8 protein-coding genes and 1 tRNA gene are annotated in these 13,691 nt (G+C 44.5%); 2 read left to right on the forward strand and 7 right to left on the reverse strand.

Going from position 1 to position 13,691, the window contains the following annotated elements; translation table 11 throughout:
• The first annotated feature begins 626 nt into the window (after nucleotides 1–626).
• A complete protein-coding gene (locus tag K1M91_RS19275) occupies nucleotides 627–986 on the forward strand; it encodes a hypothetical protein (RefSeq protein ID WP_232803887.1) in 360 nt (119 codons plus the stop codon).
• A 16-nt stretch (nucleotides 987–1,002) separates the two neighbouring features.
• On the opposite strand, the gene K1M91_RS19280 is transcribed toward K1M91_RS19275, so the two are convergent.
• The 4 genes from K1M91_RS19280 to recB are packed head-to-tail and all read right to left on the reverse strand — an operon-like array spanning nucleotide 1,003 to nucleotide 7,405.
• On the reverse strand, nucleotides 1,003–1,656 hold the full coding sequence (locus tag K1M91_RS19280) for a DUF480 domain-containing protein (RefSeq protein WP_232803888.1): 654 nt from the start codon (nucleotides 1,654–1,656) through the stop codon (nucleotides 1,003–1,005).
• A 12-nt stretch (nucleotides 1,657–1,668) separates the two neighbouring features.
• Nucleotides 1,669–1,995, reverse strand: coding sequence for a hypothetical protein (locus K1M91_RS19285; protein WP_232803889.1), 327 nt, complete (start codon nucleotides 1,993–1,995; stop codon nucleotides 1,669–1,671).
• A gap of 11 nt (nucleotides 1,996–2,006) precedes the next feature.
• Nucleotides 2,007–3,878 (reverse strand): exodeoxyribonuclease V subunit alpha, encoded by a 1,872-nt coding sequence (recD, locus tag K1M91_RS19290; RefSeq protein ID WP_232803890.1) that lies wholly within the window; start codon nucleotides 3,876–3,878, stop codon nucleotides 2,007–2,009.
• Nucleotides 3,872–7,405 (reverse strand): exodeoxyribonuclease V subunit beta, encoded by a 3,534-nt coding sequence (gene recB / locus K1M91_RS19295; RefSeq protein ID WP_232803891.1) that lies wholly within the window; start codon nucleotides 7,403–7,405, stop codon nucleotides 3,872–3,874. Before recB ends, recD begins: the two co-directional genes overlap by 7 nt.
• Before the next feature lie 158 nt (nucleotides 7,406–7,563).
• On the opposite strand from recB, the gene K1M91_RS19300 reads away from it, so the two are divergent.
• Nucleotides 7,564–8,652, forward strand: a complete 1,089-nt coding sequence (locus K1M91_RS19300) for an AI-2E family transporter (RefSeq protein WP_232803892.1) — start codon at nucleotides 7,564–7,566, stop codon at nucleotides 8,650–8,652.
• Between the two features lie 298 nt (nucleotides 8,653–8,950).
• Here the strand turns inward: K1M91_RS19300 and recC are convergent, their stop codons facing one another.
• From recC to K1M91_RS19315, 3 genes are all read right to left on the reverse strand, one after another.
• A complete protein-coding gene (recC, locus tag K1M91_RS19305; protein ID WP_232803893.1) occupies nucleotides 8,951–12,352 on the reverse strand; it encodes an exodeoxyribonuclease V subunit gamma in 3,402 nt (1,133 codons plus the stop codon).
• A gap of 78 nt (nucleotides 12,353–12,430) precedes the next feature.
• Nucleotides 12,431–13,348 (reverse strand): Dyp-type peroxidase, encoded by a 918-nt coding sequence (locus K1M91_RS19310; RefSeq protein ID WP_232803894.1) that lies wholly within the window; start codon nucleotides 13,346–13,348, stop codon nucleotides 12,431–12,433.
• 156 nt (nucleotides 13,349–13,504) lie between these two features.
• Nucleotides 13,505–13,580 (reverse strand) — tRNA-Thr (locus K1M91_RS19315).
• Nucleotides 13,581–13,691: the final 111 nt, after the last annotated feature.

The following is a 13,691-nucleotide window of genomic DNA, read 5'->3' on the forward strand; positions in this document are numbered from 1 at the left end:
AACAAACGTAATATCGAAAGTGTTATAGCGAAACATAAAAGTGAAAAAGCAATAGAAAGCAACACCAGTGTTAGTAACTGAGTAACAAGTAAAACTTAATACCTAGTTAACAACAGAGGAGCCAGTGTAAACGTATCTATTATGAACACAGCTGATGCCACCAGTTAAGCGTTTGACAAAAGTAAAAAGTGATAAAAAAGCATCAGCATCGGGTGTTTTGCCCCAAGATAGAGAACAACCCTTGCGGCATTGAGAATAATAGAGCCGAATAGTAACTTTTATTAAATAGTAGCTTTATGAACATTGCGTTAAAAAATGCCTTCTTCCGGCAGATTAAAGTGATTGACTCAGTGCAGACCATCGCCAAGTAGTCCACTTACACTAGGCCATGTAGCGCCCCCATCAAAGGAAGAAGGCTTTCTAACCCTTCCAGAGTAGATCACCATTTACAGCGTTTGTTAATACCTTTTGATCCTGTTAACAAATAATGTAACAAAGCAGTCAAAAACAAGATCCATGATCACACCTCTCCTCATTGTGATTTGCGCTTTCTTCCCTACAAGGTAACTATTAACTCATGGATTAGTAGTTTTATTGTCTAACTTATTAGGCTATTGCAGGTCATTATGCGAAGCATCACCGGAACCTTACTTGGCTTGTTTGCTTTGTCCAGCGGAAAAGCAACTGCCACACAAATGCTCGGGCAAGACGTTGCGCAAGCGCAACTCGAGCTCAGAGCATTTCATCACGAGCAGGCGTTGTTTTTCGCTAACCGTGCAATCCAAGCAGGTGAATACATGGCGCAGTTGGCGGGATTAAACATCAAAGCGATGGCCTATATGGATTTAAATGATGTAAATAGTGCAGATCTAGCCATTACTGAATTAGCTGTGGCCAACCAGTTGAGTTATCTAGAGCAAAAAGCGCAGCTACAAGAATTGTATGCTGAATTTAATGAAATTCGACTAGGCCATTTGGCTGCCTAGTCGTAGTGAGTGACGGTTAATCTAACAAATCTGATATTTTTTGCTGCAGCTCAGCAACGGTTTGTTTCAATACCGCCACTTCTGATTCCAACTGCTCCAATCGGCTATTATCATTGCCCAGATTTTCACTTGCTACACTCGCCACCGTCAATTCAGCCTCATTAACTTCACTAAACAAATGCACATAGCGACTCTCACGCTTACCGGCTTGTCTTGCTAGCTTTTTCACTAACGGTGTTGCGCGCTGTGACATTGCATCTAAACAAGTTTCAACCTCAGTAACATCCGCAAACTCATGTAGTCGCTGGGTGCGCGTTCTTAGCTCACCCGGTGTTTGCGGACCGCGCAAGAACAACACGCCTATGATCGCCAATTCGGCATCCGATAGCTTTAATTCACCAAATTCAGTGTTACAAAAACGATGAGCATACTTATTAACTCGACTACCAAAACCTGACTCTACCGTCACCAAGCGCTTTTTATTAAGCTCATCTAAGGTATTTTGCAGGTCGTTATCGCTCATTGCTAACACCGGATCGCGATTGCTTTTTTGATTACAGGCACTTAACAAACCATTGGACGTTAACGGATAATAATCCGGTGTGGTAACCGCCTTTTCAAATAAACATCCCAGCACTCGGGTTTCAAATAAACTCAGATTTTGTTCCATCGAAGATTCCTTCTAACTAGCAATAATACGAATGCGACTGTTCACACCTTCGTCAGCAAAGCGTTGATTTACCAATGCCACCCCTTCCATAAAGCCCATCAACACTTCAGGACAATTGTTGATGACCATTTCAACGCCTGACAACATGATGGTGAGATGCTCATCACCACTTAGGTAAATACCCGTTAGTTCGTCGTCATCCTCAATCATATTGATCATCGCATTAGTCCATGACTCCATGTCATGGTCATAAAAGCCTGTGAATTTAAACACATGGAAGCTTTCGCCATGAAAGTCTTGCCAACCATACACAGTGGATAAATCTAAATATACTTTCATTATTACTCCGATTATTTAGCGGCTAATCGCTCGATTAACCCGCTCGCTCGCTGCGTTTTTTGTCGCACCGCTTGATTTAATATATGCACTGGGGCAAACAAACTTAATTTCTTTTTCGCTCGAGTAATGCCAGTGTAAACCAGTTCTCGGGTTAATACTGGATTCATCGCTTCAGGCAGCATCATCACTGTATGATCAAACTCTGACCCCTGGCTTTTATGCACTGTCATCGCAAACACGGTTTGATGAGTAGGTAAACGACTCGGTAAAAAGTGATGCACTTTACCATCGGCCAGTTCAAAGTAAATCCGCTTATCTCCCGACTCATTGGCTAAACACACACCAATATCGCCATTAAATAAACCCGCTTGGTGATCGTTTTGACTGATCATCACCGGCCGCCCGATATACCAAGGCCCATTATCTTGATTAAGGCTGATTAGATTTTTCTCACTCAGCCAGTTCTCAACCTGTTCGTTTAATCCTGCTACACCATAAGCTCCTTCACGTAGCGCCACCAGCAGTTTAAATCGGTTAAATGATTCAAGAATTTGCCGTACATGTTCATCAAAGCGGGCTCCTGTTGCTGATGTTTGTTTTAACAGCTCTAGATAACAGCCGTAACCTGCTAGTACCATGGCTTTGAGCTGTTCTTGTTGGTCGAGGGCGAATAACTCAATATCAGCAAACTTATCCCACAATGGCGGAATCTGCTCCGCTCGGCCCTCGTTGACCGCTCTGGCTAAAAAGCCAATGCCCGAGTTTTCATTAAATCGGTAACTTTTTTGCAGTTGACAAATATTATCCGCCATTACACAAGGCGCCGCGCTCACCTTATGGTGATGAACTAAATCAAAACCAGTGAGCTGCGCCAATTGCTTAGCGCGCCCTTGGCTGTAACCTTGTTCTACGAAGCTACAAATATCGCCTAATACCGAGCCAGCCTCAACGGAGGCCAATTGATCCTTATCGCCCAGGAGAATGAGCTTGGCGGATTTCGGCAACGCCGCCAATAGCCTTGCCATTAAGGAAAGATCCACCATTGATGCTTCGTCGACCACTAACACATCTAAATGCAGCAGGTTTTCTTGATGATGCCTGAATTCATTGCGCCCTGGGATCACGCCAAGCAATCTATGTATGGTCGAGGCTTGTACTGGAATTCCTTGTTTAACTTGTTCAGATAATTTTAACGACGCCAGCGCGCCGCCAATGGAAGCGGTTAAACGTGCCGCCGCCTTTCCGGTTGGCGCTACTAAGCGAATATCTAAGCTTTGCTCTTGCTGTTGGGCCTGCATAATAAGCAAGGCTAATAATTTGGTGACTGTGGTGGTTTTACCCGTGCCGGGGCCACCGGATATCACTGAAATGGGCGATGTTGCCGCCACCGCCGCCGCGACTTTTTGCCAGTTTATCTCATTGCTATTGCCACGTTCAGCAAATAACTCAGCTAAAGCCGATGCTAATGTTGCACTATTGCTAATGTTTGCAGGTACCGCTAAACGTTGGCTGACTTGCTGTTCAAACTGCTGGTAACGAGATAGATAAACCCGGCCTAATTCAAACTGCATCGGCCGCCCATCACCGACAACCTGACTGGCCGCTAAATGCTGTGGCCAACTGGCGCGTGGTGGCAGTGCTAATTTATCGAGTTCATAGCCTTGCAGCGGTCCGCCCGAGGCAAAGAGTTTATCGATGTGCGCTAAGTCGAAACAAACGTGACCTTGCCCTAATTCATAGCTAGCAAATGCAGCGCAGAATGTTGCTAAAGCTTGGGTATCGTCATCATCTTGCTGACTCAGTTCATTAATCAACTGCGCAAAGTAGTAATCTAACGGGCGAATTTTATTGACGCGATGCAGTTCGTTAAGTAGGGCTAGCATAGCACTTCCTCCCCGGCGAACAGCTGATCAAGGGCATTAATAAAGTTAACATCCGGTTTGGTAAAAAACACACCATCACCACCAGGCTGCATACCGCGTAAAAATAAGTAATAAACGCCGCCAAAGTGCTGATCATAATCATAATTAGGTATACGCTGCCTTAAGAACCGATGCAAAGCCAAGCTGTACAGCTGATACTGAAAATCATAGCGGTGCGCTATCATGCCCTGCGCCATCGCCTGCTGATGATAATCACTGAGCTGATTACCCAAATGATTCGACTTGTAATCTAAGACGTAATACTTGCCTTGGTGCTCAAAGGTTAAATCGATAAAACCCTTTAACATGCCCTGTACTTGGTTAAACTTCAAAGCCCCAGCCTGCTGTGATAGCGGATCAAAGCGCAGCAGTAATTGATTTAGGGGCGACGCGGAAATAGCGGCTATGGGTAAATAAAACTCCATCTCAACCAGCTTTTTATCTTGCGTAAGATCGGCCAAAGCAAAACCTTGGCCTAAGTCTTTCGCCAATACTTGCTCTACCCACTCAACTAATACATCCAGCCATTCTACTTCATAACCTTCTTGCTCTAACTGCTGCAAAATTAACTCAGTTAAGCTTTGGCGATCTGCGTTAGCAAAATCAATATTTTCAAACAAGGTATGTAGAAAAGTACCGGCACGTGCGCCTTTGTAAAAGCTAAACACATTCTTCCCTTCTTCGGCTTCCACTTCTACCGCGACGGGTAACTCTTCCTTACGAGGTAACGGCGCATGCTCATGCAATCGGGATAACGCAGAATAGCTAGTGACCCACCAGTTGGTTTCGATGGTGCCATTAAAAATAGCTGGCGCAATGCGCGCTTGTGAGTCTTTAACCTCTTCATATAAGGGCTCAGGGATATCATCTGGCGCACTAATGGCAATATCGGGACAACGCTGAGCTAATTCTGTTAACTGTTGCTTTAAGCCAGCTAAGTCCATTTCTTGCCCTTGCTGAATCAAGTAGCCAATAGCAGATTGATGTAAGTCGGAAATAGGGCTTTTACCAATGCGCGACTTCAGCGGCGCTAAGCCAAGGTAGCAAGCATGCACACTGCGAGTGAGAGCAACGTAGAGCAAGCGTAAATCTTCCGCTAAGCGCTCTTTATCGGCCGCTACAATATGCTCAGGTGCGCGACTTAAGTCGATATACTGTTGCCCAGTTGCCTCGTCGTGATATAAAGCGGTGGTTTCGGCGCGAAAATTACAGACAAAGGGCAGGAAAACAAAATCGTATTCCAAGCCTTTTGATTTATGGATGGTGACTATCTGCACTAGATTTTGATCGCTTTCCAAGCGTAATTGTTGTTCATCAGCGTTGCCATTGGCGTTGTTAATTTGCTCCATATACCAACGCACTAAGGCAAATTGTCCTTCTAACTCAAAGCTGGCTTGTTGCAGTAACTCGGCTAAGTGCAGTAAATCAGTCAGCTCACGCTCGCCATTTAATTCACCCAGTAAACGCGCGCTGATCCCTTGCTGTGATAACAACTCGCGGATCATCACCAACACGCCCTGCTTTTGCCAGCGAGTATGATAATCGACAAATTCGGCTATCTTTTGCTCCCACGCGTTTTCGTCTTCGAACAGCTTATTTAAAGCAATCGCACTGTAGTTAAACAAAGAAGTGCTCAACGCTGCCCGTAATAAGCGATCATCGGTTGGTGTTAAACACGCAGCCAGCACGCGATACAGATCAACGCCTTGGGGAGTGGCAAAAACACTGTCTCGATTCGATAAATAGACGCTTTTAATGCCCTGCTCTGACAGCGCCTGTTTTACCCGAGCCGCTTCTCGCCCAGTGCGAACCAGAACCGCAATAGAGCCGGCATTAATTGCCTTGATCATGCCTTTAGCATCTTTAATGTAGTTACGTCCCTGCTGCGACGCACGCAATAAGCGGTTAATTTGATTGGCGCAGGTCAGCGCCATTTGGTTTTGGTAATCGTGCTTATTAAGCAAACCCGCTTCAGGCTCGCTAAGCCAAATATTTAAGGCGGGCGGTGTTTGTTCATCAAATAGCCATTGCTTAGCAGGCTTACCTTCGGGGTAACTCACCCCTTGAAAGCTAATATCTTGAGCGTAGATAAACGGCTTATTGGCATGGAGAAACACCTGGTTCACGCCATTGATCATACTGGCCGATGAACGATAATTGTGGCCTAAGGTGTAATGATCGCTAATCTCACGGCGCGCTTGAATATAAGTAAAAATATCCGCGCCACGAAAGCCATAAATAGCCTGTTTCGGATCGCCAATCATAAACCAGCCAGCATCAGTGCTCGCGCCATAAATATGATGAAATATTTGGTATTGGATTGGATCCGTATCTTGAAATTCATCGATCATTGCCACCGGATAAGCTTGACCAATACTCGTAGCCAGTAATTGACCACTAGGGCTAGCCAGTGCGGCGCCAAGGTTTAACAGTAAGTCGTCAAAGCTCAGTTCATTGGTTTGCTGCTTAGCTTGTGATAGACGCGCTTTAACCCATTTTAGCCCCTGCTGCAGAGCATGCTCTTTAATGGATAAAGGCGCACTTAACAGCTCTTCTATGAATGTAAATACCGGATGCTCTGGCGCTGCGCCTTTGTCGGTTTTATTAAACAATTCGGCTTGGCTAAATTTACTAAGCTTATCGCTAACCTGATAATCGATAGTGTCTTGCTGCGCCCAATCCGTAACAGCCACAAACCAGTTCGGCAGGTTCTTTTTACTGTAACTGCGTTTACTGACACCTGAGTCACTAATGATATCTAAAATGTCACTGCCAGCCTCAAGCCACGCGGCCTTTACTTGCTTAATTTGGCTAATAATTTGTTGGTGCTTTTCTGCCAAACTGGCATCGGTTAGCGGCGGCAAGACCGTCAGGTTTGGCTTACTCAGCAAGTTTTGTAAATCACCTTGCAGCGCACTGGGATCTGGCCAAATACTATAAATAACTTGGCTAAGCTCAACATCAAGGGGATAAAAATGAATGCGCCAATAGTCTACGACCGCCAAATACAGTAGATGACTTTGGTCTTGAATTAATTCCGCTTCAAACAGTGCGCCTGATTCAAACGCATGTTGTTTCAGCATCCGCTGACAAAAACCATGAATGGTATACACCGCCGCTTCATCCATCTGCCGCTCGGCATCTTGCAATGCTTGGGCGGCGCGCTGATAGTCAGGAATATCCCTTAATAACGCTTGTCCGACCGGATCATGATCAGGTGCGATGCCATCGATAAAAAACTGCCGCTGCTGGCGAATACGTTGGCGAATACGATCTCTTAATTCAGCGGTTGCGGCTTCGGTAAAGGTCACCACCAATATTTGATCTATGGTCAAAGGTGCATTGCGACGAGCAGCCTCATCACCATGACCTAATAACAAGCGTAATACCAAGCTGGCGATAGTGTAAGTTTTACCCGTGCCAGCTGAGGCTTCAATTAACCGCGGACCATGTAAAGGAAAAGTAATTGCATCAAGCTGTTGCGCCATAAAAGAGGATCACCGAACTAAGAGCATTAAGATGGCTTAAGTATACCGAATCAAGCTAAAAAAGCTTGCTTACAGCCAACCGAAAGCGTGATTTTACCTTGTGTGCTTTTGGCTCCACGAGTAGAGTATTTATATCTTTATTCATATAGTTAACGAAAATGAAAGCGTTCAATTTTGAGAAACACCCCGGTCGTGTAATCCTTTTACTGGCACTTTGCCTATCGACTTATACCAGCTACTCGTTAATTTCCCCCTACATTGAACCAGTGATCATCGCTTTGATTTTTACCATGCTATGCCACCCACTGCATAACTGGATTAATAACAAGCTCAAACATCGAGAAAATGTCGCGGCTGCCCTGACCTGCACATTAATCACTTGCGTGATCTTATTGCCGATGTTTTTCATCTTTTTAGCCATTTTAAATCAAGCTGCCAGCTACTCTAAAAGCGTGTTAGCTTGGATACAGGCGGGCGGCATCGAGCAACTGATTGCTCATCCGTGGGTGAGCCAAGTACTGCTGCTCGCAAGAGAATGGTTGCCTGTTGATGTATTCGACAGCGCAAAGATTAATCAAGACTTAATGGCGTTAGCTTCAAGCTCAGGTAAACAAGCGTTATCGCTGAGTGCGCAATTTGCTGGCAGTATTTCTAGCTTTATTTTTAGCTTTGTACTGATGCTATTTGTACTGTTTTTTACCTTGCGTGATTATCACAAACTAACCGAGTTTTTACGCCATGCGATTCCATTGTCTCGTAGCCAAGAGGATAGCTTGATCCAGGAAATTCAAATGGTGTCTAAATCGGCCTTACTCGGTTCATTTCTTACCGCATTATGCCAAGGCATTGTTGGTGGCATTGGCTTTTGGATTGTTGGGATCCCAGGTCTATTCTGGGGGACTATTATGGCCTTTGCTTCACTGATTCCGGTGGTCGGCACCGCGCTAATTTGGATGCCTGCTGCACTATTTTTACTATTGACTGGTGAATGGCAATGGGCCGCCTTTTTAGCGGTGTGGGGCGTGCTTGTGGTAGGCTCTATCGATAACTTTTTACGGCCAGTATTGATGAATAACATTTCATCAATGAACACTTTAGTTATCTTTCTATCCCTAATGGGCGGGATCCACGCCTTTGGCTTAATGGGGCTAATTTACGGACCTATCATTATTGCCACTACCTTTGTCTTATTCCACTTGTATGAAACGGAATTTAAAGAATTCTTAAATTACCAAGATAAGCATTAATGGTAGGAAAAGTTAGCTAAACCAAAGTGCTAACTTTAACTTCAGCTGAAACATGCCAGCTTGAGATTTCGAAATCGCCATAAACACATCCATGTGGGCTCTGCACCAGTATCCATGCTGATGAAGTTTCGATCTCTCAATCTGTACCCAAACTACTTGGAGTTGCAGGTAGGCGGCAAGTGAGTGAACCCCATGAGCATAGATAAACTATGTGATTGGGGTGAACGAGCTTAGCCAACACCGCTGCAGCTTCAAGTAGAAAGGGGATAGCAATTTCCATTCACCTAAGACATGATAACTAAGTGAACTCAAGAGGAGCAATGTTGGCCATTAACGGGCCAAACAATACGGCACTGTTGGCGGCAAAGTCAGCCCATACTAAGTTAAGATCTTGGTAACAACGCGCAATATAAGGGTCTTGCCCCTCACCTTGTGCAACAAAGTTACCCTCAAAACGCTTTAAAGCTTGCTCCTTCGCTTTCATTGCCAACGCATCATCAAAACTGTTTTGCACGATATGCGTCGGCTCTTTCTCACAAATTTTAGCCGCCCACTCATAAGCACTGTTAGGAAACAAAGGCAGCGGTTGAGTTTGGCCCTTAAGATATAAACCAACTAACTCGGTGAGTTTTTGCTTGGCATATTCCTGCTCTAACGAATTAAACTTCACACCTTGCACTTTGCCTAATAAGTAACTGGCGCGCGCGGGATAACCCATGGCGCAATATGCTAAGTGTAAAATCCAATGTTGTAGCAAATCTTTACCGTTTAAGCCGCCAGCCTTAAAACTCACTAGGCCTGCGCCATAATGGTTTTTTAACCAGCCGACTAAATTTACCGCTATATCAACGCCGTCTTCCTCATAACAAGAAACGCAACGTAATTCGCAGGCTAAATCCTCATGCTTATGCTCAAGTAAAGGTTGTAGCTGCTGCGCTAAGGTCTTCACTTCATCCACTTGGCGCTGAAACGCCATTAGGCCAAACTGGCCTTGAGGCAGAACACCTTGAGCTTGGACTTCTTCAAATAAAGCGTGAGTGTCTTGAGATGCTAGCTGCTTAATTAAGATCTGGTTACCCAGTAAGTAATTATCTAAACCATTAAGACTAAAGGGCTCATGATCAAACTGTCCGCCCTCTTCTAATGGCAACCACACCTTCAAGGTTTGGTTCATAAAGCTCTGACATGGATGACGGAAAAAGCGGATTAATTGCTGTAAATCCAGCTCTATAGGCTGACTCAACTCCGCGTCAGCAGTCGGCAAGATTTGGCTTAACACCTTACCGTTTTCAACTTCAACAAAACTAAGCTTTTGCTGCCGCTCGCCATCAAACCACCACTGCTGAGCAAAGGTAGTGTAATCACCATTAAAGTAACGCGGGCTAAAAGGTTGTAACGGATATTCTGTCATTAACTGCTTACGCCAATCATCGCTTTCATACTGGAAGCCTTGCTCACAGTAATCCAATAACTCACTGACCAGCACCGAAGGCGTACGCTCGGTATTGTCTTTGATGCTACGACTAATGTAACTGATGTATAAGTGTTGCTGCGCCGAACAAAGGGCTTCAAGGAATAGATAACGGTCGTCATCACGACGAGAGCGGTCACCTTTTTCCATTTTTTCCGCCATTAAATCAAAGCCCAGAGGGGGAATACTGCGCGGGTAAGCGCCATCGTTCATGCCTAATAAGCAAACCACTTTAAAGGGAATAGAGCGCATCGGCATTAAGGTACAAAAGTTCACCTGCCCAGCGAGAAAACGTTGCCCACCACTACTCTGGTTAAGCTTTTGCTGTAAGTAATCGCTAATAATCGCAAGACTCAAGGTTTCATCAAAGCCGCTGGCATCCACCTGTTGATGTAGTTGATTTAGCTGCTCTTTAATTAGCATGAGCGCTTCAAAGTCAGCATCATCAACTTGATAGAAATCGTCAAGTAAGGCGAATAAAATATGTTTCCATTGCTCCACCTTGTTCTGCTGTTGTAGCTCACGGCTTAGTTCTATTAATTGATTTACAAACTGGCATAACTTACCAAGTGGTGCGGCAGCCAAACCTTGGCATTCAGTGTAAGGCAAGATCCCTTGGAACATTTGTTGATCCATGGCGTAGCCTAACAACATACGCTGCAAGCCAAACAGCCAAGTGTTTTGCGGCAATTCAGGTAACGAGAACTTCTCGCCATCGCGATGATCCAGCCCCCAGCGTACCCCGCTTTCAATTACCCATTGGCGAATTTGCTCAAACTCGCCTTGGCTAATTTCAAACTTAGCTAACACAGCGGGCACCGCCAGTAACTCGAGTAATTCACTGCTGGTACAGCGCGATAAAGGTAAACGCAATAGCTGAATAAAACTGGTCAGAATAGGGTTTTCTTGGTAAGCACTGCGGTCGGAAATGGAAAATGGAATATGGGTAGCATGAGCCGCGCTGCCAAATACCGCCTGAATGTAAGGGCTATAAGCATTAACATCTGGCATCATCACTATGATGTCTTTTGGTGTGAGATCGGGATCTTGCTGCAGTAATGACAGTAAATGATCGTGCAACACTTCGACTTCACGCATAGCACTGTGACAACCTACTAGCGCCAGTGAGTTGTCGTCTGGCGCGACAGTACGATGAGGTTGCGCAGTGGCATTGTGTAAAGACAGAATATCCGATTGAACCCAAGCTAATAGGTTGTCAGCTGCGGGCTCAATAAAGTGTCCATAATCATCAACTTGCAGAGAATGCAGTTGATAGAGAAAGTCTCTGCCTAATTTACCCATAGAAGCCAGCAGTGGATTGCCTAATTGGTACCCCATCTCTGGGTCTAGCTCAAAGCCAGCAGGAACTAAGGCGTTAGAGCCTTGAATAACTAATTGATTATCCTGTAGTGACAACTCGGTACGCTGTCTTTGTCTTAAGCGGGCGAGGTATTTAGCGTCAACAATATCATCCCAAAACTCTTGGCATGGATTGGTTAAAAACAAATGCACTTCAACATGTTGCCCTAATGCTAGCAGGGCTTTTAGATACTCGGGCGCCATAGCTGATATACCAAACACAAACAGTCGCTTAGGCAACCCTGCGACCTCATTGTGTTGTTGCAACTGGCTAATCAAATTGGCATACAAACCGGCGCGGTGATAAGGCTTTACACCGTTATCAGTATTGAATTCTTGATTGATCTTTTGATGTAGCGCTTGCCATAAAATCGGCTGCCAAGCTTGCTGCTCTTCCCATTCAGGTCCAGCTAAACCCGCCTCCCAAGCATTAATCCACTCAGGCCGATAGACTAAGTATTGATCATAAATATCTGCAATTTTATGACATAACTGGTAGCGTTTCAGACTTGATTCATCATTATCTAAATAGATTTTTAATGGCGCGAATGCGGGGTGTTCAAGATAGCTAGGCAGCAAGGTCATTAATGCCCATGCCATCGATTCTTTGTTGTATGGACTTTTTTCTGGCACTCCAGGTAGTACCAATTTAAACATCTGCCAAATAAAACTGGCCGGTAATGGAAAATCTATATTAGCCGCAATCCCCGTTTTCTTTGCCAACTCTAATTTAAGCCACTGCGCCATGCCAGGGCTTTGTACTAGTATCTGCTCAGCAGTAAAGGGATGCTCTAGCGGCTCACTTTGGATCAAGTGGGCGAGGATTTCTTTTAAAAAATCGAGACGATTGGAATGGTATAACTTAAACAAGTGAAAAACTCAGGTTAAGAGCAGATGAAGCTGAGTGTGAAAGATCTTAACCTGAGATGCAAATGTTAGGAGATAACTCTATAAACTATTAAGAAAACTTGCTGGCGGAGCGAAGAAAATCCCACCAGTAACTGCTCGGGTGTAATCCAATAAATGATCATAATGGCCGTCACTATCAGCATAAATCATCTTGCGTAGCGCGATATTCACTACTTCTGGCGTGTTGGCAAAACCAATAAACATACTACCGTGCTCAATGGCATTTCCATAAGGCATATTTTGCCGATACATAGGAATTTCTTTGCCATCGGCATCTGTAGCTTTACCTTTATTAACATGTGCATAGGCAGGCTTCTCTGCGCCAGTTAATTCAATATTTTCTACTTTAGTTCGCCCAATCACCTGCTCTTGTTGTGAGATTTTAAGGTCATTCCACTTGTTTAAGTCATGAATATAGCGCTGTAAGGTTATATAGCTGCCACCTTGATAAGCAGGATCTTCTGCGCCAACAAGGACAGCTTTAGCACGAGCTTGATCCGTTGGATTTTCTGTACCATCAACAAAATCAATCATGTCACGATCTTTAAGGTATTCATAACATTGAATATCTTCACTTACAGTGGCACAACTGGCGAACAGGTCTACAAGGCCTTTAGCAATGCGAAAGTTTAAATCCATACGACTTGATTTAATGAAGATAAACACGTCACCCACTGTAGCAGGAAAGTGGCGATTCCCTTCTTTCATCTCAGTAAACGGGACTAAAGCCGCTGGTTTCTCAGTGTTAAATAACTTATCCCAAGCTGAATCAGAGAATGCGATTAGCCATTCAATATTACATGAACTATCAGCTTGATTGACTGTTTTAATTAAAGCAGGAACGTGCTTCAGTAAAGGTAGGAATTGCTCTGAAATAGCTTCATTATCATTGAGTGTAATAGTAATAAAGTCAGCAAAAGGGCTGCCATCAGTTAGCATCGCACTTTGTGTAAACATTGAAACCTCACTTCTCTATAACCCAGCAATAGTTGCCAGATCAGTACATAAAAATATGTTTATTGAAGCTTAATATAGCGAGTAAAAGAAAGCATTTCTCTATCTATATCAAAATAACAGGAGGTATTAGGACTTGTATAACGAAGAAGAAGAAGATGGTGCTGATACCCGGAGTTGAACCGGGGACCTCACCCTTACCAAGGGTGCGCTCTACCAACTGAGCCATATCAGCATTTAGAAAAAAACCCTCGTCTTAGACGAGGGTTCTTATTTGGCGCTTGGCGGTGTCCTACTCTCACATGGGGAAACCCCACACTACCATCGGCGCTGCTGCGTTTCACTT

The sequence above is a fragment of the Motilimonas sp. E26 genome, from assembly GCF_021278025.1.
GTDB lineage: Bacteria > Pseudomonadota > Gammaproteobacteria > Enterobacterales > CBDFNC01 > Motilimonas.